The organism is Streptomyces afghaniensis, from assembly GCF_044327915.1.
Taxonomy (GTDB): domain Bacteria; phylum Actinomycetota; class Actinomycetes; order Streptomycetales; family Streptomycetaceae; genus Streptomyces; species Streptomyces afghaniensis.
Window position 1 is genome coordinate 356209 of the sequence record NZ_JBIRGJ010000009.1, and the last position, 22401, is coordinate 378609.

The following is a 22401-nucleotide window of genomic DNA, read 5'->3' on the forward strand; positions in this document are numbered from 1 at the left end:
CGGGACGGGAGCCGAGCCGGAAGCCGCGTGACCGCCGCCTCGCGGCTCTAGGGGATCGATGACTGAGTATGGCCGGGGCCAAGGCTCCGAACCGTGGCATCCGGAGGACCCGTTGTACGGGGACGGCGGATGGGGAGGAGAGCAGGCCCACCAGGGTCAGCATTCCCCCTACGGCGGCCAGCCGCAGCACTATCCAGAGCAGCCGCAGCAGCCGCAGTACGGCGACTGGGGCACCGGCGAACAGCCCGGATACGGTCAGGCGCAGCAGCAGTACCAGTACGACCAGCAGCAGTACGCGGCACAGGGCCACGGGCATCAGCAGTACCCGGGGCAGGGGCACCAGGGGAACCAGCACGACCCGGGGTATCAGCAGGACCAGGGTTACCAGCAGGACCCGGCCTACCACCAGCAGCAGTACGACAACGGCGGCTGGGCCACCGGCGGGCACCAGCAGGTCTCGTATCCCGGGGACCCCGCCGACCCGTACGGTCAGCAAACCGGTGCGTACGGCCAGGGCCAGTCCGACTACTACGGCACGCCCGACGCGTATCCGCCGCCGGAGCCGCCCGGCCGGCGGCGGGCCGAGCCCGAGCCGGAGACCGACTGGGACCCCGGCCCCGACCAGGGTGAGCACGCCTTCTTCGCGGGCGGTGACGACGATGACGACGCCGACGAGCCGGGCGACCGCCGCCGGCGCGACGACCAGCGCGGACGCGGCGGCAAGCCCAAGAAGCGCCGCAGCGGGATGGCCTGCCTGGTGGTCGTCCTGGTCCTCGGCGGCGGCCTGGCGGGCGTCAGCTACTTCGGCTACCAGTTCTTCCAGGATCGTTTCGGCGACGCCCCGGACTACGCGGGCGACGGCAACGGGCAGGAGGTGACCGTCGAGATCCCCGAGGGAGCGCTCGGCTACAAGATCGGCCAGGTGCTGAAGAGCGCAGGGGTCGTCAAGAGCGTCGACGCGTTCGTGGCCGCGCAGGAGAGCAACCCGCAGGGCAAGAGCATCCAGGACGGCGTGTACACGCTGCAAAAGCAAATGTCGGCCGACAGTGCGGTCGAACTGATGCTCAGCCCGGAGAGCCGCGACAACCTGATCATCGCCGAGGGCAAGCGCAACGCCGACATCTACCGGCTCATCGACAAGCGCCTCGAGGTCAAGGACGGCACCACCGCCGCGGTCGCCAAGAAGGACTGGAAGAAGCTCGGCCTGCCCGACTGGGCGCTCGGCCATCAGAACGTCAAGGACCCGCTGGAAGGGTTCCTCTACCCCTCCAGCTACGGCATCGCCAAGGGCGAGAAGCCCGAGGACGTGCTGAAGGACATGGTGACCCGGGCCACCCAGACGTACGAGAAGCTCGGCGTGGAGAAGAAGGCCCGGAGCCTCGGACTCGAAGACCCCTGGCAGCTGATCACCGTCGCGAGCCTGGCCCAGGCCGAGGGCACGAGCCACGACGACTTCCGCAAGATGGCCGAGGTGGTCTACAACCGCATGAAGCCGGGGAATCCGCAGACCAACGGCATGCTGGAGTTCGACTCCACCTACAACTACATCAAGAACCAGAGCAAGATCGATCTGAGTCTGAGCGAGCTGCGGAACTACGACAACCCGTACAACACGTACTTCCACAAGGGCCTGCCGCCCGGACCGATCGACAACCCGGGCGAGGCGGCGCTCAAGGGCGCCCTCAACCCGACGAAGGACGGCTGGTACTACTTCATCTCGCTGGACGGCAAGACCAGCGAGTTCACCAAGACCAACGCAGAGCACCAGAAGCTGGTCGACAAGTTCAACGCCTCGCGGAACAACTGATCGCGGAACGACTGAGGAAGACCTGATGGCCGCACCACGCCGAGCAGCCGTTCTCGGCTCCCCGATCGCGCACTCCCTGTCGCCGCGGCTGCACAACGCCGCGTACCGGGCGCTGGGCCTGGCCGACTGGTCGTACGACCGGTTCGAGATCGACGAGGACGCGCTGCCCGGATTCCTCGGCGGGCTCGGCCCCGAGTGGGCAGGGCTGTCGCTGACCATGCCGCTGAAGCGGGCCGTGATCCCGTTGCTCGACGAGATCACCGACACGGCCGCCTCGGTGGAGGCGGTCAACACCGTGGTCTTCCGGCCGGACGGGCGCCGGGTCGGCGACAACACCGACATCCCCGGGCTGGTGGCGGCGCTGCACGAGCGCGGTGTGGAGAAGACGGAGAGCGCGGCCATCCTGGGCGCCGGGGCCACCGCGTCCTCGGCTCTCGCGGCACTGGCCCGGATCTGCACGGGCGAGGTCGCCGTGTATGTGCGCAGCGAACGGCGCGCGGCTGAGATGCGGCAGTGGGGCGAGCGGCTCGGCGTCCGCGTCCGGCCCGCCGAGTGGGCCGACGCCGCCCGTGCCTTCGAGGCACCCCTGGTCGTCTCGACGACGCCCGCCGGGGGCACGGACGCGCTGGCCGAGCAGGTGCCCGAGCGCGTGGGCACCCTGTTCGACGTGCTCTACGAGCCCTGGCCCACGCCCCTCGCAGCGGCGTGGGAGGAGCGGGGCGGACAGGTGCTGAGCGGCCTCGACCTGCTGGTCCACCAGGCGGTGTTCCAGTTCCGGCAGTTCACCGGCGACGCACGGTCGCCGCTCACCGCGATGCGGGAGGCCGCTCAGCGGGGCTGACGTGTCAGCCGCACCAGCCCAGCGGGCTCGTGTACTCGTCGGTGTACGGCGACGAGGAGCTCCACCAGCGGGTCGAGCCGGAGTACTGCACGCACTTGCCCGCGGCCTTCACGCGCACCGGGCCGGCGTAGGAGTTGTAGTTGCCCGAATCCTTGATCCAGGTGCCGCCCTGGGCGCGGATGCCCACGCTGACGGGGTTGCCGATCTGCTCGCCGGTGACGACGGTGACCGCGCAGTTGTAGCCGGTGGAGGCGTTGTAGAGCAGGTAGACGATCGCCTGCGGTCCGCCGGTCTCCAGGTAGAGGCCCAGCTTGTGGGAGGACTGGACGTAGTAACCCGAACCGCAGACGGTGACGGGGTTGCTCGCCGCCTGTGCCGAGCCCGTGAACGCCAGGGAGATGCCCAGCGCGGCACAGAGGGCGACGACTGCTCTCAGAACGTGTCTCATGGTGGTGTGAGTGGTCCTCACGTATCAGATCCGGATCGAGGATCAAGGAATGGGACGCGAGGAACATATGAGGCCGGAGAGCCCTCCGATAGCTGATTTCCGGCCTACGGGCGGCAACTTCTGGCGCATTTCTGACGCTCGCTCGGCTTGTTCTCGACGCCCGGCCTCAACCGAGTCCGCCGTTCGACGCTGTCCGCCAGCCGGACTCGGATCGGAGTCGTCCGCGTGGCATGGGAGGATCGATGGTGCCGGACGGGGCCGCGCACCCGGTCGGGCCGTAGCCGTACGCGATGAGGTGCGTACGCTGGGCAGTAAGCATGCCGCGAACACTGAGGAGCACCGTTGAGCAGGTTGCGCTGGCTGACCGCGGGGGAATCCCACGGTCCCGCACTCGTCGCGACGCTGGAGGGCCTTCCCGCCGGCGTGCCGATCACCACGGACATGGTGGCGGACCATCTCGCGAGGCGGCGCCTGGGCTATGGGCGCGGTGCCCGGATGAAGTTCGAGCAGGACGAGATCACCTTCCTCGGCGGTGTCCGGCACGGCCTCAGCCTCGGCTCCCCGGTCGCGATCATGGTGGGCAACACCGAGTGGCCGAAGTGGGAACAGGTCATGGCGGCCGACCCGGTCGACCCCGAGATCCTCGACGGCCTCGCCCGCAACGCCCCGCTGACCCGTCCCCGCCCCGGCCACGCCGACCTCGCCGGGATGCAGAAGTACGGCTTCGACGAGGCCCGGCCGATCCTGGAGCGCGCCTCCGCGCGGGAGACCGCGGCCCGGGTGGCCCTCGGGGCGGTGGCCCGGTCGTACCTGAAGGAGACGACCGGCATCGAGATCGTCTCCCACGTGGTGGAGCTCGCGGCCGCCAAGGCGCCGTACGGCGTGTACCCGACGCCCGCGGACGTGGAGAAACTGGACGCGGACCCGGTGCGCTGCCTGGACGCCGACGCGTCGAAGGCGATGGTCGCCGAGATCGACCAGGCCCACAAGGACGGCGACACCCTCGGCGGCGTGGTCGAGGTGCTGGCGTACGAGGTGCCGGTCGGCCTCGGTTCGCATGTGCACTGGGACCGCCGCCTGGACGCCCGCCTGGCCGCCGCCCTGATGGGCATCCAGGCGATCAAGGGAGTCGAGGTCGGCGACGGCTTCGACCTGGCCCGTGTCCCCGGCTCCAAGGCGCACGACGAGATCGTCGCGACCGACGAGGGCATCAAGCGGGCCACCGGCCGCTCCGGCGGCACCGAGGGCGGGCTGTCCACCGGTGAGCTGCTGCGCGTGCGGGCGGCGATGAAGCCGATCGCCACCGTGCCGCGGGCGCTGAAGACGGTGGACGTCGTCACCGGCGAGGCCACGGCCGCCCACCACCAGCGTTCCGACGTGTGCGCGGTGCCGGCCGCCGGCATCGTCGCCGAGGCCATGGTCGCCCTCGTCCTCGCGGACGCGGTCGCGGAGAAGTTCGGCGGCGACAGCGTGGCCGAGACCCGCCGCAACGTCCGGTCCTACCTCGACAACCTGGCCATCCGATGAACCCGCTGATCGTGCTGGTCGGGCCGATGGGCGTGGGCAAGTCCACCGTCGGGCAGCAGCTGGCCGAGCGGCTCGGGACCGGCTACCGGGACACCGACGACGACATCGTCGCCGCGCAGGGCCGGACGATCGCCGAGATCTTCGTCGAGGAGGGCGAGCCCGCCTTCCGTGCGATCGAGAAGCAGGCCGTGCGCGAGGCACTGGCCGGGCACGACGGTGTGTTGGCACTGGGCGGCGGCGCCATCCTCGACCCGGACACGCGCGCGCTGCTCGCCGGGCAGCGCGTGGTGTACCTGTCGATGGACGTCGAAGAGGCGGTCAAGCGCACGGGCCTCAACGCGGCCCGGCCGCTGCTCGCCATCAACCCGCGCAAGCAGTGGCGCGAGCTGATGGAGGCCCGCCGGCACCTCTACGAGGAGGTCGCCACGGCCGTGGTCGCCACCGACGGCCGCACCCCCGAAGAGGTCACCCGAGCCGCCCTGGACGCACTGGAGTTGAAGGAAGCATGAGCGAGGCACTGACCCGGATCCAGGTCGGCGGCACGGCGGGCACCGATCCCTACGAGGTCCTCGTAGGGCGTCAACTCCTCGGCGAGCTGCCCGGGTTGATCGGCGGCAAGGCCAAGCGGGTCGCGATCGTCCACCCCGAGGCACTGGCCGAGACCGGTGACGCCCTGCGCGCCGACCTGGCCGGGCAGGGCTACGAGGCGGTCGCCATCCAGGTACCCAACGCCGAAGAGGCCAAGACCGCCGAAGTCGCCGCCTACTGCTGGAAGGCGCTGGGCCAGTCCGGCTTCACCCGCACCGACGTCATCGTCGGCGTCGGCGGCGGCGCGACCACGGACCTGGCCGGGTTCGTGGCCGCCACCTGGCTGCGCGGGGTGCGCTGGATCGCGATCCCGACGACGGTCCTGGCCATGGTGGACGCGGCCGTCGGCGGCAAGACCGGCATCAACACCGCCGAGGGCAAGAACCTGGTCGGTGCCTTCCACCCGCCCGCCGGTGTGCTCTGCGACCTGGCCGCGCTGGACTCCCTCCCGGTCAACGACTACGTCTCCGGACTCGCGGAGGTCATCAAGGCCGGCTTCATCGCCGACCCGGTCATCCTCGACCTGATCGAGTCCGACCCCGAGGCCGCCCGCACCCCGGCCGGTCCGCACACCGCCGAGCTCATCGAGCGTTCCATCCGGGTCAAGGCCGACGTGGTGTCGTCCGACCTGAAGGAGTCGGGCCTGCGCGAGATCCTCAACTACGGCCACACGCTCGGCCACGCCATCGAGAAGAACGAGCGCTACAAGTGGCGGCACGGCGCGGCGGTCGCGGTGGGCATGCACTTCGCCGCCGAACTGGGCCGTCTCGCCGGGCGGCTGGACGACGCCACGGCCGACCGCCACCGGACCGTCCTCGAATCCGTCGGGCTGCCGCTGCACTACCGGCACGACCAGTGGCCCAAGCTGCTGGAGACCATGAAGGTCGACAAGAAGTCCCGCGGCGATCTGCTGCGCTTCATCGTCCTCGACGGTCTCGCCAAGCCCACGGTCCTGGAGGGACCCGACCCGGCCGTGCTGCTCGCCGCGTACGGCGAAGTCGGACAGTAAGTACCCGGGCGCGCCTTCCGCCCGAAACGGCCTTACGGGGCCGGGCACTTCGGACCGCCCCCGGCCGTTCACACAACACTGGCCAGGGGCGGTACCGTTCGGTAGCAGCGGGTTCCGCCCCGCTGTTCAGCGCCCATCGCCTGTACGAGACGGAGTGGCACCGGATGCAGCACGCAGTGGGTTCTCCGCTGCCGCCGCCCCACCAGCCGGGGCACGGACCGGCCGTCGGCTGGTCGCCGGCCGCACACCACCCGGGTCCGCACCACCCGGGCGCGCCCCAGGGCTCCGCGCCCGTGCCCCCGCCGCCCCCGGCCCCCGGTTATCCCGCGCCCCCGCCCGGGCCGGGCGCGCCACCACCGCGGGTCTCCGTCCCTCCGGCGCCGGACACCACCGGCCATGTGCCGCTGCCGCCCGGCGGTCCGGTCGCCATGCCCAGCGCGCCGCCCGCGACGACGGCCCCCGATCCGGCCGGTACGACGCTCGCCGTGCTGCTCATCGGGCCCGCGGGGGCCGGAAAGACCAGCGTCGCCAAGTACTGGGCGGACCATCGCCGGGTCCCCACGGCCCACATCAGCCTCGACGACGTACGCGAGTGGGTCCGCTCGGGCTTCGCCGACCCGCAGTCCGGGTGGAACGACAACTCCGAGGCGCAGTACCGTCTCGCCCGCCGCACGTGCGGTTTCGCCGCGCGGAACTTCCTGGCCAACGGCATCTCCTGCATCCTCGACGACGCGGTCTTTCCCGACCGGCCCGTGGTCGGCCTCGGCGGCTGGAAACGGCACGTCGGGCCGGGCCTGCTGCCGGTCGTCCTCCTGCCCGGGCTGGACATCGTCCTGGAACGCAACGCGGAGCGCTCGGGCAATCGACGGCTGACGGACGAGGAGGTCGCCCGTATCCATGGGCGGATGGCCGGGTGGTACGGGTCCGGTCTGCCGATCATCGACAACTCGCAGTTGGATGTCCCGGAGACGGCGCGGGTACTGGACGATGTCCTGGCCAGGTCCATTGCGAGTCCGCCGAAGTGGTAGGCGCGGGTAACCGGCGTGAGGGGTCTCGCCGCTGCTGCTGAGGCCGGGTGGATCCGCAACCCGGCGCACGCGGCGTGCCGCTGCGCCCACCCTCCTTCAAGCTCTCGGTTTCGCTCGGGCAGGGGGACCCCCATCGCCCCAGCGGCACGACTGCCTGCGTCAGCTGAGCGACCACTGCGCGGCGGCCTGCGTCAGCTGAGCGACCACCGCGCGCCCGCGGCGCAGCGGTCGGCCCGCAGCCAGGGTGGCCACGACGCGCCCGCAGTGCGGCAGGCGTGCGGCAGCTGAGGCCCACTGCGCGCCGCAGTGCAGCGGCCGTCCCGCAGCCAGGGTGGCAACGACGCGCCCGCAGTGCGGCGGCCTGCCGCAGCTGAGCGACCACCGCGCGCCCGCAGCCAAGCGGGCACGGCGGCCCGCAGCCAAGCCGCCACGGCGGCCCGCGGCAGCTGAGCCGAGACGCGCCCGCACCCGCCGACGCACGGAAGGGGACGTGTCGGGGGGTGTCCGCCCGCAGCGGTTGGCGCGTCAACGGACGGTTAGCCGGTATCCGACCCCATCGCGCCGTTCCGAGGACGGACACCCCCCGGCGCGGCCCCGACCCACCACCCGGCGTCAGCGCAGGCCCGCACCCCCAGCCGTCGCGCGGACAACCCCCACTCGGCCCTCCCGACCGGCGACATCCCCCGGTCGCTCGTAGGCTCGGGTCATGTCAGAGGTGTACGCGGCCCGCCGGACGCGTCTGAGGGAATACTGCAACGCGGGCGGCAGCGCGGCGGCGCTGGTCTCCCGCCCCGCCAACGTGCGCTATCTCGCGGGCGCGGCCCCGCACGGCGCCGTTCTCCTGCTGGGCAAGACCGAGGACCTCCTGGTGTGTGCCGGCCCGACGGCCGACCGCCCCACACAGGAGCGCCCCGACGAGGCCCTGCTGGTACAGACCCTGCCCGGTGCCGGAGGCGGCGACCCCGCCGTCGCGGCCGCCGGCCTCGCCGCGGCCCAGGGCGCCGACTCCCTCGCCGTGGAGGAGCACCACCTCACCGTGGCCCGGCACCGTGCCCTCGGCTCGGTCGCCCCCCGGCTGCGCCTGGCCAACCTCGCCGGCGCCGTCGAGCAGCTCCGGGTCGTCAAGGACGAGGAGGAGATCTCCTGCCTCCGCATCGGCGCCGAGATCGCCGACCAGGCCCTCGGCGAACTGCTGGAGTCCATCCTGGTCGGGCGGACCGAACGCCATCTCGCCCTGGAACTCGAAAGACGCCTGGTGGATCACGGGGCCGACGGCCCGGCCTTCCCCACCTCCGTCGCCACGGGGCCGAACGCCGGACGGCCCGGGCACCGGCCCACCGACCGGCGTGTCGAGGAGGGCGACTTCCTCTCCGTCTGCCTGGGCGCCACGTACCGCGGCTACCGCTGTGAGATCGGCCGTACATTCGTCATCGGCACCGCCCCCGCCGACTGGCAGATCGAGCTGTACGACCTGGTCTTCGCGGCCCAGCGCGCCGGACGTGAGAGCCTGGTACCCGGCGCCGCCTGCCGTGACGTCGACCGTGCCGCCCGCCAGGTCCTGGACTCCGCGGGGTACACCGAGGGCCTCACGGTTCTCACCGGACACGGGGTCGGGCTCGAAATCGACGAGGACCCTCAATTGAGTCCCGCGGCCATGGGTAAACTGGACGCTTGCGTGCCGGTCACCGTCGAACCTGGGGTCCACCTCCCGGGCCGGGGCGGTGTCCGGATCGATGACACGCTCGTCGTCCGCCCAGAGGCGGATGGCGGACCCGAGCTACTCACCATCACGACCAAGGAGCTGCTCGCCCTGTAGGCAGGTGCGTGCCCCGGGGTCGTACGTCAGTCCAGGAGATTCCGCAACCGTGGCTTCCACGAACGACCTCAAGAACGGCATGGTGCTCAAGCTCGAAGGCGGCCAGCTCTGGTCCGTCGTCGAGTTCCAGCACGTCAAGCCCGGCAAGGGCCCGGCCTTCGTGCGCACCAAGCTCAAGAACGTGCTCTCCGGCAAGGTCGTCGACAAGACCTTCAACGCCGGCGTCAAGGTCGAAACGGCCACCGTCGACAAGCGCGACATGCAGTTCTCCTACATGGACGGCGAGTACTTCGTCTTCATGGACATGGAGACCTACGACCAGCTCATGGTCGACCGCAAGGCCGTCGGCGACGCCGCCAACTTCCTCGTCGAGGGCTTCACGGCCACGGTCGCGCAGCACGAGGGCGAGGTGCTCTTCGTCGAGCTGCCTGCCGCCGTCGAGCTGACCGTCCAGGAGACCGAGCCGGGCGTCCAGGGCGACCGCTCCACCGGCGGCACCAAGCCCGCCACGCTGGAGACCGGCCACCAGATCCAGGTCCCGCTCTTCATCACCACCGGTGAGAAGATCAAGGTCGACACGCGCACCAGCGACTACCTCGGCCGGGTGAACAGCTAACCGTGGCTGCCCGCAACACGGCCCGCAAGCGCGCCTTCCAGATCCTCTTCGAGGGCGACCAGCGCGGCGCCGAGGTCCTCACGGTCCTCGCCGACTGGGTCCGGCTCTCCCGGGCCGACACCCGGCAGCCGCCGGTGAGCGAGTACACGATGGAGCTGGTCGAGGGCTACGCGCAGCACGCGAAGCGCATCGACGAGCTCATCGCCCAGTACTCGGTCGGCTGGACGCTCGACCGGATGCCGGTCGTCGACCGCAACATTCTGCGGCTCGGCGCCTATGAGCTGATCTGGGTCGACGAGACCCCGGACGCGGTCGTGCTCGACGAGATGGTGCAGCTGGCGAAGGAGTTCTCCACGGACGAGTCGCCCTCGTTCGTGAACGGCCTGCTCGGACGGCTGAAGGACCTCAAGCCTTCGCTCCGCCGCGACGAGGTCTGAGACAGACAGAACGTCTGAGGCAGACGGAGCGCTGGAGACAGACAGAACGCCGGAGGGCCCGCAGCACGACCGCTGCGGGCCCTCCGGCGTTCCCCACGTACCGGCGAGGGCCCCACGTACCGGCGAGGGCTGCCGGCCCCCGAAAACGCCGCCGGGGTGGCCGGAACCGTACGGTTCCGGCCACCCCGGCGGCACGTTTCTGCTGGCCCCCGTGGAGCGCTCAGCCCTCCTCGTGGGTCGCCACCGCGCGGCGCGCGTCCGCGTCCAGGACGCCCCAGCTGATCAGCTGCTCGGTGAGGACCGAGGGCGACTGGTCGTAAATGACGGCGAGTGTGCGCAGGTCGTCCTGGCGGATCGAGAGCACCTTGCCGTTGTAGTCACCGCGCTGCGACTGGATCGTGGCCGCGTAGCGCTGAAGAGGGCCCGCCTTCTCGGCCGGCACCGTGGCCAGCCGCTCCAGGTCCAGGACCAGCTTCGGCGGCGGCTCGGCGGCACCGCCCGGGGTCGTGCCCGGGAGCAGCTCCTGCACCGGAACGCCGTAGAAGTCCGCCAGCTCGGCAAGGCGCTGCACGGTCACGGCACGGTCGCCGCGCTCGTACGAACCGACCACGACCGCCTTCCAGCGTCCCTGGGACTTCTCCTCGACACCGTGGAGGGAAAGGCCCTGCTGGGTGCGGATCGCCCGGAGCTTGGCCCCGAGCTGTTTGGCGTATTCGCTGGACATATAGCTCCCCGGCACTGTGTCGACGCGTCTGGCGTGGGTGCCAGGCCGCGCGGCTGGTAACTCACTGTGAGGTTACGCAGCGTTACTCTGCCGCGTCAAGCCGAATGGTCCGCACCGACTCTTCCGTGGTATCGGCACTCAGTTAGGCCGAGTGGGTGATCCAAGGGGGCCGTCCGGGTGGCACCGAGGGCCTGCTACCGTGGATGGCGCAATCCCGACGTCCTTTAAGGTCCGTCCCGTGAGGCGGAGAAGGAGGTCCGTTTCGTATGGACAAGCACGGCTCACAGTCCGATGCCCGGCCCGTTCTCGAAGGGCCCGACATCGCGCGGGTACTGACCCGCATCGCCCACGAGATCGTCGAACGCGCCAAGGGCGCCGACGACGTGGTCCTCCTCGGCATTCCGACCCGGGGCGTCTTCCTCGCCCGGCGGATCGCCGACAAGCTCGAGGAGATCACCGAGCGCAAGGTTCCGTGCGGCTCGCTCGACATCACCATGTACCGCGACGACCTGCGCATGCACCCGCCGCGTGCGCTGGCCCGCACCGAGATCCCCGGTGACGGCATCGACGGCAAGCTGGTCGTCCTCGTCGACGACGTGCTCTTCTCCGGCCGCACCATCCGCGCCGCCCTCGACGCCCTGAACGACATCGGGCGCCCCCGCGCGGTGCAGCTCGCGGTCCTCGTCGACCGCGGTCACCGCGAACTGCCCATCCGCGCCGACTACGTCGGCAAGAACCTCCCCACGTCGTTGCGGGAGACGGTCAAGGTCCAGCTCGCCGAGGAGGACGGTCGCGACACCGTGCTGCTCGGTGCCAAGCCGGCCGCCCAGTAGCGCTTCAGGCGTACGCCCCTGCCGTACGCCGGCTCAGTGCGCGCCCTCGCGTGCCCGTCTGCCCCGATTCTCCCGTTTGAACTGCCTTACGGAGCCTGACAGATGCAGCGTCATCTCATCTCGGCCGCCGACCTCACCCGTGACGACGCCGTCCTGATCCTCGACACCGCCGAGGAGATGGCCCGGGTCGCCGACCGGCCGATCAAGAAGCTGCCGACCCTGCGCGGCCGCACGATCGTCAACCTCTTCTTCGAGGACTCCACCCGGACCCGGATCTCCTTCGAGGCCGCCGAGAAGCGCCTCTCCGCGGACGTCATCAACTTCTCCGCCAAGGGTTCGAGCGTCTCCAAGGGCGAGTCCCTGAAGGACACCGCCCAGACGCTGGAGGCCATGGGCGTCGACGCCGTCGTCATCCGGCACGGCGCCTCGGGAGCCCCATACCGGCTGGCGAACTCCGGCTGGATCGACGCGGTCGTCGTCAACGCCGGCGACGGCACCCACCAGCACCCCACCCAGGCGCTGCTGGACGCCTTCACCATGCGCCGCCGCCTGATCGGCCCGGACGCCGGGATCGGCCAAGACCTCGACGGCAAGCGGATCACGATCGTCGGCGACGTCCTGCACAGCCGGGTCGCCCGCTCCAACGTCGACCTGCTGCACACCCTCGGCGCCGAGGTCACCCTCGTCGCCCCGCCGACCCTGCTGCCGGTCGGCATCGAGACCTGGCCCTGCGAGGTGTCGTACGACCTCGACAGCACGCTGCCCAAGTCCGACGCGGTGATGATGCTGCGCGTCCAGCGCGAGCGCATGAACGCCGCCTTCTTCCCGACCGAGCGCGAGTACTCCCGGCGCTACGGGCTCGACGGCGACCGCATGGCGCGGATGCCCGAGCACGCCGTCGTGATGCACCCCGGCCCTATGGTCCGCGGCATGGAGATCACCGCCGAGGTCGCCGACTCCGACCGCTGCACCGTCGTCGAGCAGGTCGCGAACGGAGTCTCCATCCGGATGGCCGTCCTGTACCTGCTGCTGGGCGGAAACGAACCCGCCGTCACCCAGACCCGTACCGAGGAGAAGTAAGACCGATGAGCAAGATCCTGATCCGTGGTGCGAAGGTGCTGGGCGGCGAGCCGCAGGACGTGCTGATCGACGGCGGGACCATCGCCGCCACCGCCCGGCAGGGCGAAATCGACTGGAGCGGCAGCGGGCTGTCCGCCGAGGGCGCGGAGGTCGTCGAGGCCGAGGGCAAGGTGCTGCTGCCGGGCCTGGTCGACCTGCACACCCATCTGCGCGAGCCGGGCCGCGAGGACTCCGAGACCGTCCTCACCGGCACCCGGGCCGCGGCCTCCGGCGGCTACACCACCGTGTTCGCCATGGCCAACACCTTCCCGGTCGCCGACACCGCCGGTGTCGTCGAGCAGGTCTGGCGGCTCGGCAAGGAGCACGGCTACTGCGACGTCCAGCCGATCGGCGCCGTCACCGTCGGGCTGGAGGGCCGCAAGCTCGCCGAGCTGGGCGCCATGCACGAGTCGGCCGCCGGGGTCACCGTCTTCTCCGACGACGGCAAGTGCGTCCACGACGCCGTGATCATGCGCCGCGCCCTGGAGTACGTGAAGGCCTTCGGCGGTGTCGTCGCGCAGCACGCGCAGGAGCCGCGGCTGACCGAGGGCGCCGAGATGAACGAGGGCGTCGTCTCCGCCGAGCTGGGCCTCGGGGGCTGGCCCGCGGTGGCCGAAGAATCGATCATCGCCCGGGATGTCCTGCTCGCCGACCACGTCGGCTCCCGCGTCCACATCTGCCACCTGTCGACCGCCGGGTCCGTCGAGATCGTCCGCTGGGCCAAGTCCCGCGGCATCGCCGTCACGGCCGAGGTCACCCCGCACCACCTGCTCCTCACCGACGAGCTGGTCCGCACGTACAACCCCGTCTTCAAGGTCAACCCGCCGCTGCGCACCGAGCGCGACGTGCTGGCCCTGCGCGAGGCGCTCGCCGACGGCACGATCGACATCGTCGCCACCGACCACGCCCCGCACCCGCACGAGGACAAGGACTGCGAGTGGGCCGCGGCCGCCATGGGCATGGTCGGCCTGGAGACCGCGTTGTCAGTGGTGCAGGAGACCATGGTCGACACGGGCCTGCTGGACTGGGCCGGCGTCGCCGACCGGATGTCCTTCAAGCCCGCGCAGATCGGACAGGCCACGGGCCACGGCCGTCCCGTCTCGGCAGGTGAGCCCGCCAACCTCACGCTCGTCGACACGGCATACCGTGGCCCTGTGGACCCCGCGGGCTTCGCCTCGCGCAGCCGCAACACCCCCTACGAGGGGCGTGAGCTGCCGGGCCGTGTGACGCACACGTGGCTGCGGGGCAAGGCCACGCTCGTCGACGGGAAGCTCACGTGACACCTGTACTGCTGCTGGCCGCCGAGAAGGAATCGGCGCAAGTGACCGACTGGGCCGCCCGCATCGGCTGGGTCGTCGGCCTCGCCCTGTTCGTCGCGCTCGTCTACTGGCTGATGCGCGAGGGCTGGAAGTGGCGCGGCACGCTCCAGGGCGACCTGCCCGAGCTGCCCGCGGCTCCCGGCGACACGGGCCCGGAGCGCCTGACGATGAGTGGCCGCTACCACGGCTCCACCACGGCCGGACAGTGGCTCGACCGCATCGTCGCGCACGGCCTGGGCACCCGCAGCCGCGCCGAGCTGACCCTCACGGACGCCGGACTGGACGTCGTACGCCCCGGGGCGAGCGACTTCTTCGTCCCGGCCGCACAGCTGCGCGAGGCCCGGCTCGACAAGGGCATCGCCGGCAAGGTGCTCACCGAGGGCGGCCTGCTCGTCGTCACCTGGGAGCACGGCGACCGGCTGATCGACTCCGGTTTCCGCTCCGACCACGCGGCCGAACACAACGAGTGGGTCGAGGCCATCAACTCCATGATCGAAACGAACACCAGGGAAGGCGCCGAACGATGACCACCTCCACCAGGGGAGCCGCCAAAACTCCCGCCGTACTCGTCCTGGAGGACGGCCGGGTCTTCCGCGGCCGCGCCTACGGGGCCGTGGGGGAGACCTTCGGCGAAGCGGTGTTCTCCACCGGCATGACCGGCTACCAGGAGACCCTCACCGACCCCTCGTACCACCGCCAGGTCGTGGTGATGACCGCCCCGCACGTCGGCAACACCGGCGTCAACGACGAGGACCCCGAGTCCAAGCGCATCTGGGTCTCCGGATACGTGGTGCGCGACCCCGCGCGCGTGCCGTCCAACTGGCGCTCCCGGCGCTCGCTGGACGAGGAGCTGGCGGCGCAGGGCGTCGTCGGTATCTCCGGCATCGACACCCGCGCCCTCACCCGCCACCTGCGCGAGCGCGGCGCGATGCGCGTGGGCATCTTCAGCGGGGACGCAGTGAAGGACGACAGCGCACTCCTCGCGCGCGTGCAGGAAGCCCCGCAGATGAAGGGCGCGAACCTCTCCGCCGAGGTCGCCACCACCGAGCCCTACGTCGTCCCGGCGATCGGCGAGAAGAAGTTCACCGTCGCCGCCGTCGACCTCGGCATCAAGGGCATGACCCCGCACCGCATGGCCGAGCGCGGCATCGAGGTGCACGTGCTGCCCGCGACCGCGACCGTCGAGGACGTCTACGCGGTCAACCCGGACGGCGTGTTCTTCTCCAACGGCCCCGGCGACCCCGCCACCGCCGACCACCCCGTCTCCGTGATGCGGGGCGTCCTGGAGCGCGGCACCCCGCTGTTCGGCATCTGCTTCGGCAACCAGATCCTGGGCCGTGCCCTCGGGTTCGGCACCTACAAGCTGAAGTACGGCCACCGCGGCATCAACCAGCCGGTGCAGGACCGTACGACCGGCAAGGTCGAGGTCACCGCGCACAACCACGGCTTCGCCGTCGACGCCCCGCTCGACCAGGTCTCCGAGACCCCGTTCGGCCGCGCCGAGGTGTCCCACGTCTGCCTGAACGACAACGTGGTGGAGGGGCTCCAGCTCCTCGACCGCCCCGCCTTCAGCGTCCAGTACCACCCCGAAGCGGCAGCCGGTCCGCACGACGCCGCCTACCTGTTCGACCGCTTCGTTTCCCTGATGGAGGGCCAGCGTGCCTAAGCGCACCGATATCCAGTCCGTCCTGGTCATCGGCTCCGGCCCGATCGTCATCGGCCAGGCCGCCGAGTTCGACTACTCCGGCACCCAGGCGTGCCGCGTCCTGAAGGCCGAGGGCCTCAGGGTCGTCCTGGTGAACTCCAACCCGGCGACGATCATGACCGACCCGGAGATCGCCGACGCCACCTACGTCGAGCCGATCACCCCCGAGTTCGTCGAGAAGATCATCGCCAAGGAGCGCCCGGACGCGCTGCTGCCCACCCTGGGCGGCCAGACGGCCCTCAACACCGCGATCTCGCTCCACGAGGCGGGGACGCTCGACAAGTACGGCGTCGAGCTGATCGGCGCCAACGTCGAGGCGATCCACAAGGGCGAGGACCGCGACCAGTTCAAGGAGGTCGTGGAGGAGGTCCGCAAGAAGATCGGGCACGGCGAGTCCGCCCGGTCCTACATCTGCCACTCCATGGACGACGTCCTCAGGGGCGTCGAGGAGCTCGGCGGCTACCCGGTCGTCGTCCGCCCCTCCTTCACCATGGGCGGCGCCGGCTCCGGCTTCGCCCACGACGAGGAGGAGCTGCGCCGCATCGCGGGCACCGGCCTCACCCTCTCGCCGACCACCGAGGTGCTCCTGGAGGAGTCCATCCTCGGCTGGAAGGAGTACGAGCTGGAGCTGATGCGCGACAAGCACGACAACGTCGTGGTCGTCTGCTCCATCGAGAACTTCGACCCGATGGGCGTGCACACCGGTGACTCCATCACCGTCGCCCCGGCGATGACGCTCACCGACCGCGAGTACCAGACCCTGCGCGACATCGGCATCGCCGTCATCCGCGAGGTCGGCGTCGACACCGGCGGCTGCAACATCCAGTTCGCGGTGAACCCCGAGGACGGCCGGGTCATCGTCATCGAGATGAACCCGCGCGTGTCGCGCTCCTCGGCGCTCGCCTCCAAGGCCACCGGCTTCCCGATCGCCAAGATCGCCGCCAAGCTGGCCGTCGGCTACACGCTGGACGAGATCCCGAACGACATCACGCAGGAGACCCCCGCCTCCTTCGAGCCGACGCTCGACTACGTGGTCGTGAAGGCCCCGCGCTTCGCCTTCGAGAAGTTCCCGAGCGCCGACTCCACCCTCACCACCACCATGAAGTCGGTCGGCGAGGCCATGGCCATCGGCCGCAACTTCACCGAGGCCTTCCAGAAGGCCCTGCGCTCGCTGGAGAAGAAGGGCAGCCAGTTCACCTTCGTCGGCGACCCCGGCGACAAGGACGAGCTGCTCCGCGAGGCCGTCCGCCCCACCGACGGCCGGATCAATACCGTCATGCAGGCCATCCGCGCGGGCGCCACGCCCGAGGAGGTCTTCGAGTACACGAAGATCGACCCCTGGTTCGTCGACCAGCTCTTCCTGATCAAGGAGATCGCGGACGAACTCGCGGCCGCCGCCGAGCTCACGCCCGACCTGCTCGCCGAGGCCAAGCGGCACGGCTTCTCCGACACGCAGATCGGCGAGATCCGCGGCCTGCGCGAGGACGTCGTCCGCGAGGTCCGGCACGCGCTGGGCGTCCGCCCGGTCTACAAGACGGTCGACACCTGCGCCGCCGAGTTCGCCGCGAAGACGCCGTACTTCTACTCCTCCTACGACGAGGAGACGGAGGTCGCGTCCCGGACCAAGCCGGCCGTCATCATCCTGGGCTCCGGCCCGAACCGCATCGGCCAGGGCATCGAGTTCGACTACTCCTGCGTCCACGCCTCGTTCGCGCTGAGCGACGCGGGCTACGAGACCGTGATGGTCAACTGCAACCCGGAGACCGTCTCCACGGACTACGACACCTCCGACCGCCTGTACTTCGAGCCGCTGACGCTGGAAGACGTGCTGGAGATCGTCCACGCCGAGCAGCAGGCCGGACCCGTCGCGGGCGTCATCGTCCAGCTCGGCGGCCAGACCCCGCTGGGCCTGTCGCAGGCGCTGAAGGACAACGGCGTGCCGATCGTCGGCACCTCCCCGGAGGCCATCCACGCCGCCGAGGACCGGGGAGCCTTCGGCCGGGTCCTCCAGGAGGCCGGCCTCCCGGCCCCCAAGCACGGCACCGCCACCACCTTCGCCGAGGCCAAGGCCATCGCCGACGAGATCGGCTACCCGGTCCTGGTGCGTCCCTCGTACGTCCTCGGCGGGCGCGGCATGGAGATCGTCTACGACGAGACGCGCCTGGAGGCGTACATCGCCGAGTCGACGGAGATCAGCCCGTCCCGGCCGGTCCTGGTCGACCGGTTCCTGGACGACGCGATCGAGATCGACGTCGACGCGCTCTACGACGGTCAGGAGCTGTACCTCGGCGGCGTCATGGAGCACATCGAGGAGGCCGGCATCCACTCCGGCGACTCGGCGTGCGCCCTGCCCCCGATCACGCTCGGCGGCTTCGACATCAAGCGCCTGCGCGCCTCCACGGAGGGCATCGCGAAGGGCGTCGGGGTACGCGGCCTGATCAACATCCAGTTCGCGCTGGCGGGCGACATCCTCTACGTCCTGGAGGCCAACCCGCGCGCCTCGCGCACCGTCCCCTTCACCTCGAAGGCGACCGCGGTGCCGCTGGCCAAGGCCGCCGCGCGGATCTCGCTGGGCGCGACCATCGCCGAGCTGCGCGCCGAGGGCCTGCTGCCGGCGACCGGCGACGGCGGCGAGCTGCCGTTCGACGCGCCGATCTCCGTGAAGGAGGCCGTCATGCCGTGGTCGCGCTTCCGCGACATCCACGGCCGCGGCGTCGACACGGTCCTCGGCCCGGAGATGCGCTCCACCGGCGAGGTCATGGGCATCGACTCCGTCTTCGGCACGGCGTACGCCAAGTCGCAGGCGGGCGCCTACGGCCCGCTGCCGACCAAGGGCCGCGCGTTCATCTCGGTCGCCAACCGCGACAAGCGCTCGATGATCTTCCCGGCCCGGGAGCTGGTCGCGCACGGCTTCGAGCTGCTCGCCACCTCCGGCACGGCCGAGGTCCTCAAGCGCAACGGCATCAACGCCACGATCGTGCGCAAGCAGTCCGAGGGCACCGGCCCGAACGGCGAGAAGACCATCGTCCAGCTCATCCACGACGGCGAGGTCGACCTCATCGTCAACACCCCGTACGGCACCGGTGGCCGCCTCGACGGCTACGACATCCGTACGGCGGCCGTGGCACGCTCCGTGCCCTGCCTGACGACGGTCCAGGCGCTCGCGGCGGCGGTCCAGGGCGTCGACGCCCTCAACCGCGGCGACGTGGGCGTGCGATCGCTCCAGGAACACGCGGAACACCTGACCGCGGCCCGCGACTAGCAGCCGAAGAGGGGGACACCGGAAACGGTGTCCCCCTCTTCGTGAGGACGCCATGTCTTCGTGAGGACACCATGTACAAGATCTTTTTCAGTCTGTTCTTCAAGCGGCTGGACCCGGAGCAGGCCCACCACCTGGCCTTCCGCTGGATCCGCCTGGCCGCCCGCGTGCCCGTGCTGCGCACCTTCCTCGCGGCCGCCCTCGCGCCGCGCCACAAGGAACTGCGCACGGAGGCCTTCGGGCTGCGCATGCACGGCCCCTTCGGGCTCGCCGCGGGCTTCGACAAGAACGCCGTCGGCATCGACGGCATGGCCATGCTCGGCTTCGACCACGTCGAGATCGGCACGGTCACCGGCGAGCCGCAGCCCGGCAACCCCAAGCAGCGGCTGTTCCGCCTCGTCAAGGACCGGGCGCTGATCAACCGCATGGGCTTCAACAACGACGGATCGCTCCGCGTCGCCGCCCGCCTGGCCTCCCGGACGCCCGTCTTCAGGACCGTCGTCGGCGTCAACATCGGCAAGACCAAGGTCGTACCGGAGGAGGAGGCCGTCGCGGACTACGTGAAGTCCGCCGAGCGGCTGGCGCCCTACGCCGACTACCTCGTGGTCAACGTCTCCTCTCCGAACACGCCCGGTCTGCGCAACCTCCAGGCGACGGAGGCGCTGCGTCCCCTGCTGAGCGCGGTCCGCGAGGCCGCCGACCGCGCGGTGTCCGCGCGGCGCGTCCCGCTCCTGGTCAAGATCGCGCCGGACCTCGCCGACGAGGACATCGACGCCGTCGCCGACCTCGCCGTGGAACTCGGCCTGGACGGGATCATCGCCACGAACACCACCATCGCGCGCGAGGGACTCGGCCTGAAGTCCGACCCCTCCCTGGTCAAGGAGACCGGCGGCCTGTCCGGCGCGCCCCTGAAGGAACGCTCTCTGGAGGTCCTGCGCCGCCTCTACGCGCGCGTGGGCGACCGGATCACCCTGGTGGGCGTCGGGGGCGTGGAGAACGCCGAGGACGCCTGGCAGCGCATCCTGGCCGGTGCCACGCTGGTCCAGGGCTACAGCGCCTTCATCTACGAGGGGCCGTTCTACGCCCGCGCCCTCCACAAGGGGCTCGCCGCGCGCCTGCGCACCAGCCCGTACGCCACGCTCGCCGACGCGGTGGGCGCCGACGTGAGGACCTCCGTATGAACCTGGAGCCGTTCGGCGCGCGTCTGCGCCGGGCCATGGACGAGCGCGGCCCGCTGTGCGTGGGCATCGACCCGCACGCCTCCCTGCTCGCCGAGTGGGGCCTCAACGACGACGTGGCGGGGCTGGAGCGGTTCAGCCGCACGGTCGTCGAGGCGGTCGCCGACCGGGTCGCCGTGCTCAAGCCGCAGAGCGCGTTCTTCGAGCGCTTCGGCTCGCGCGGTGTAGCGGTGCTGGAGAAGTCCGTCGCCGAGGCCCGTGCGGCCGGCGCCCTGGTCGTTATGGACGCCAAGCGCGGCGACATCGGCTCGACCATGGCCGCGTACGCCGAGTCCTTCCTGCACAAGGACGCGCCGCTGTTCTCCGACGCGCTCACCGTCTCGCCCTACCTCGGCTACGGCTCGCTGAGCCCCGCCGTCGCGCTGGCCCGGGAGAGCGGGGCCGGGCTGTTCGTGCTGGCGCTGACCTCCAACCCGGAGGGCGGCGAGGTCCAGCACGCCGTGCGCTCCGACGGCCGGAACGTCGGAGCGACGATGCTCGCCCACCTCGCCGCCGAGAACGCGGGGGAGGAGCCCCTGGGGTCCTTCGGCGCGGTCGTCGGCGCGACCCTCGGTGACCTGTCGTCGTACGACCTGGACATCAACGGCCCGCTCCTGGCGCCCGGCATCGGTGCCCAGGGGGCGACGCCGGCCGATCTTCCCGGGGTCTTCGGGGCGGCGGTGCGCAACGTCGTGCCGAACGTCAGCCGGGGAGTGCTGCGCCACGGTCCCGACGCGGTCGCTCTGCGTGACGCAGCGGAGCGCTTCGCGGAGGAGATCCGTCACACCGTGGCGCCGTCCTGACCTCTTCCGGAGACCTCCGATGAGTGGTCCGGGGCGCGCTTGAGTCTGAATACATCCTCAAATCCGGGGCAGTATGTCCTAAATGTCCGTTCAGATGAAGGCTGACCAGGACTTTTCCGCTGTTCTCGCTGACTCTGGCGGACTTGCCCGCTAGTCTCCGACGAGAGTGAACGGGCAAGCGTGTTGCTCGTAGCTCCCCAGGTGTGGGGCGACTAGGTTCCTCACCGGTCCGTATCCGACAGTTCGACATCCGAGGTGACGTAGGCGTGGCTCTTCCGCCCCTTACCCCTGAACAGCGCGCAGCCGCGCTCGAAAAGGCCGCCGCGGCTCGCCGGGAGCGGGCCGAGGTCAAGAATCGACTCAAGCACTCCGGCGCCTCTCTTCACGAGGTCATCAAGCAGGGCCAGGAGAACGACGTCATCGGCAAGATGAAGGTCTCCGCCCTCCTCGAGTCCCTGCCGGGCGTGGGCAAGGTCCGCGCCAAGCAGATCATGGAGCGACTCGGTATCTCCGAGAGCCGCCGCGTGCGTGGTCTCGGTTCCAACCAGATCGCCTCCCTTGAGCGTGAGTTCGGCAGCACGGGCTCCTGAACCGGGAAGTCCGGGGGAGTGAGTCCCGGGCACTCCGGGATTGCTGGATAATCGCTGCATGGCTGCAACACCCCGGGGGACCACCCCCGTGCCCCCGGACGTACGTCCGCGGCTGACCGTGCTCTCCGGCCCCTCCGGGGTCGGCAAGAGCACGGTCGTCGCCCATATGCGCAAGGAACATCCCGAGGTCTGGCTCTCGGTGTCGGCGACGACCCGCAAGCCCCGCCCCGGCGAGAAGCACGGAGTCCACTACTTCTTCGTCACCGACGACGAGATGGACAAGCTGATCGCCAACGGCGAACTGCTGGAGTGGGCCGAGTTCGCGGGCAACCGTTACGGCACGCCGCGTGCGGCCGTGCAGGAGCGCCTGGAGAAGGGCGAGCCCGTACTCCTCGAGATCGACCTCCAGGGCGCCCGTCTGGTCCGGGAGTCGATGCCCGAGGCCCAGCTGGTGTTCCTGGCTCCCCCCTCCTGGGAGGAGCTGGTGCGCAGACTCACCGGGCGGGGCACCGAACCGCCCGAGGTGATCGAGCGTCGGCTCCAGGCGGCGAAGACCGAACTGGCCGCCGAGCCGGAGTTCGATACGACCCTGGTCAACACCTCCGTCGAGGACGTGGCTCGCGAGCTGCTAGCCTTGGTGGACGTCGTGTGACCATCGCTGATCGATTCCGGGTCTCGCTGATCACCCCGACAGAATCTTTCCCATCCATCGGAA

Annotated in this window: 21 protein-coding genes; 19 read left to right on the top strand and 2 right to left on the bottom strand. The window is 70.6% G+C overall.

The genetic code is table 11. From position 1 onward, the window contains the following. Nucleotides 1–58 precede the first annotated feature (58 nt). Both mltG and ACH4G3_RS33640 read left to right on the top strand, forming a co-directional pair. Nucleotides 59–1807: an endolytic transglycosylase MltG gene (gene mltG / locus ACH4G3_RS33635; RefSeq protein WP_397628024.1), complete on the top strand. Its 1749-nt coding sequence runs from the start codon at nucleotides 59–61 to the stop codon at nucleotides 1805–1807. 25 nt (nucleotides 1808–1832) lie between these two features. Continuing rightward, entirely contained in the window at nucleotides 1833–2648 is an 816-nt protein-coding gene (locus ACH4G3_RS33640) for a shikimate dehydrogenase (RefSeq protein WP_397628025.1), read from the top strand. 4 nt (nucleotides 2649–2652) lie between these two features. On the opposite strand, the gene ACH4G3_RS33645 is transcribed toward ACH4G3_RS33640, so the two are convergent. Next, nucleotides 2653–3096 carry a spore-associated protein A gene (locus tag ACH4G3_RS33645; RefSeq protein WP_397628026.1) on the bottom strand — a complete coding sequence of 148 codons (444 nt, stop codon included), beginning with the start codon at nucleotides 3094–3096 and terminating at the stop codon, nucleotides 2653–2655. A gap of 342 nt (nucleotides 3097–3438) precedes the next feature. On the opposite strand from ACH4G3_RS33645, the gene aroC reads away from it, so the two are divergent. The 7 genes from aroC to nusB all read left to right on the top strand — a co-directional run bounded on the left by aroC (nucleotide 3439) and on the right by nusB (nucleotide 10117). Next, complete coding sequence (gene aroC / locus ACH4G3_RS33650) at nucleotides 3439–4623, top strand: chorismate synthase (protein ID WP_355860827.1); 1185 nt, start codon at nucleotides 3439–3441, stop codon at nucleotides 4621–4623. Then, on the top strand, nucleotides 4620–5132 hold the full coding sequence (locus tag ACH4G3_RS33655; protein WP_397628027.1) for a shikimate kinase: 513 nt from the start codon (nucleotides 4620–4622) through the stop codon (nucleotides 5130–5132). The genes aroC and ACH4G3_RS33655 overlap by 4 nt, the downstream gene beginning before the upstream one ends. After that, nucleotides 5129–6220, top strand: a complete 1092-nt coding sequence (gene aroB, locus ACH4G3_RS33660) for a 3-dehydroquinate synthase (RefSeq protein WP_354749454.1) — start codon at nucleotides 5129–5131, stop codon at nucleotides 6218–6220. The genes ACH4G3_RS33655 and aroB overlap by 4 nt, the downstream gene beginning before the upstream one ends. A gap of 164 nt (nucleotides 6221–6384) precedes the next feature. Then, a complete protein-coding gene (locus ACH4G3_RS33665; protein WP_397628028.1) occupies nucleotides 6385–7248 on the top strand; it encodes a Pro-rich N-terminal domain-containing protein in 864 nt (287 codons plus the stop codon). A 706-nt stretch (nucleotides 7249–7954) separates the two neighbouring features. Beyond that, entirely contained in the window at nucleotides 7955–9064 is a 1110-nt protein-coding gene (locus ACH4G3_RS33670; RefSeq protein WP_397628029.1) for an aminopeptidase P family protein, read from the top strand. Between the two features lie 49 nt (nucleotides 9065–9113). Continuing rightward, on the top strand, nucleotides 9114–9680 hold the full coding sequence (gene efp, locus ACH4G3_RS33675; protein ID WP_010046444.1) for an elongation factor P: 567 nt from the start codon (nucleotides 9114–9116) through the stop codon (nucleotides 9678–9680). A 2-nt stretch (nucleotides 9681–9682) separates the two neighbouring features. Next, the gene (nusB, locus tag ACH4G3_RS33680; RefSeq protein WP_020272925.1) at nucleotides 9683–10117 is read left to right on the top strand and encodes a transcription antitermination factor NusB; all 435 of its coding nucleotides are present in this window, start codon (nucleotides 9683–9685) and stop codon (nucleotides 10115–10117) included. 220 nt (nucleotides 10118–10337) lie between these two features. On the opposite strand, the gene bldD is transcribed toward nusB, so the two are convergent. Then, nucleotides 10338–10841 carry a transcriptional regulator BldD gene (gene bldD, locus ACH4G3_RS33685; RefSeq protein ID WP_010046440.1) on the bottom strand — a complete coding sequence of 168 codons (504 nt, stop codon included), beginning with the start codon at nucleotides 10839–10841 and terminating at the stop codon, nucleotides 10338–10340. Nucleotides 10842–11107: 266 nt separating this feature from the next. Between bldD and pyrR the strand changes: the two genes are divergently transcribed. The 10 genes from pyrR (at nucleotide 11108) to gmk (ending at nucleotide 22338) form a co-directional block, all read left to right on the top strand. After that, nucleotides 11108–11674: a bifunctional pyr operon transcriptional regulator/uracil phosphoribosyltransferase PyrR gene (pyrR, locus tag ACH4G3_RS33690; RefSeq protein WP_020272926.1), complete on the top strand. Its 567-nt coding sequence runs from the start codon at nucleotides 11108–11110 to the stop codon at nucleotides 11672–11674. Nucleotides 11675–11776: 102 nt separating this feature from the next. Then, nucleotides 11777–12754: an aspartate carbamoyltransferase catalytic subunit gene (locus ACH4G3_RS33695; RefSeq protein WP_020272927.1), complete on the top strand. Its 978-nt coding sequence runs from the start codon at nucleotides 11777–11779 to the stop codon at nucleotides 12752–12754. A gap of 5 nt (nucleotides 12755–12759) precedes the next feature. After that, nucleotides 12760–14073, top strand: a complete 1314-nt coding sequence (locus tag ACH4G3_RS33700; RefSeq protein WP_397628030.1) for a dihydroorotase — start codon at nucleotides 12760–12762, stop codon at nucleotides 14071–14073. Then, the gene (locus ACH4G3_RS33705) at nucleotides 14070–14639 is read left to right on the top strand and encodes a PH-like domain-containing protein (protein ID WP_397628031.1); all 570 of its coding nucleotides are present in this window, start codon (nucleotides 14070–14072) and stop codon (nucleotides 14637–14639) included. The genes ACH4G3_RS33700 and ACH4G3_RS33705 overlap by 4 nt, the downstream gene beginning before the upstream one ends. Beyond that, the gene (carA, locus tag ACH4G3_RS33710; RefSeq protein WP_397628032.1) at nucleotides 14636–15778 is read left to right on the top strand and encodes a glutamine-hydrolyzing carbamoyl-phosphate synthase small subunit; all 1143 of its coding nucleotides are present in this window, start codon (nucleotides 14636–14638) and stop codon (nucleotides 15776–15778) included. The genes ACH4G3_RS33705 and carA overlap by 4 nt, the downstream gene beginning before the upstream one ends. Then, nucleotides 15771–19079, top strand: a complete 3309-nt coding sequence (carB, locus tag ACH4G3_RS33715) for a carbamoyl-phosphate synthase large subunit (RefSeq protein ID WP_397628033.1) — start codon at nucleotides 15771–15773, stop codon at nucleotides 19077–19079. Before carA ends, carB begins: the two co-directional genes overlap by 8 nt. A 71-nt stretch (nucleotides 19080–19150) precedes the next feature. Beyond that, nucleotides 19151–20257, top strand: a complete 1107-nt coding sequence (locus tag ACH4G3_RS33720) for a quinone-dependent dihydroorotate dehydrogenase (protein WP_397628034.1) — start codon at nucleotides 19151–19153, stop codon at nucleotides 20255–20257. Then, a complete protein-coding gene (gene pyrF, locus ACH4G3_RS33725) occupies nucleotides 20254–21096 on the top strand; it encodes an orotidine-5'-phosphate decarboxylase (RefSeq protein ID WP_397628035.1) in 843 nt (280 codons plus the stop codon). Before ACH4G3_RS33720 ends, pyrF begins: the two co-directional genes overlap by 4 nt. A gap of 266 nt (nucleotides 21097–21362) precedes the next feature. Next, on the top strand, nucleotides 21363–21686 hold the full coding sequence (locus ACH4G3_RS33730) for an integration host factor (protein ID WP_003977346.1): 324 nt from the start codon (nucleotides 21363–21365) through the stop codon (nucleotides 21684–21686). Nucleotides 21687–21744: 58 nt separating this feature from the next. Next, complete coding sequence (gmk, locus tag ACH4G3_RS33735) at nucleotides 21745–22338, top strand: guanylate kinase (protein WP_356031987.1); 594 nt, start codon at nucleotides 21745–21747, stop codon at nucleotides 22336–22338. Nucleotides 22339–22401: the final 63 nt, after the last annotated feature.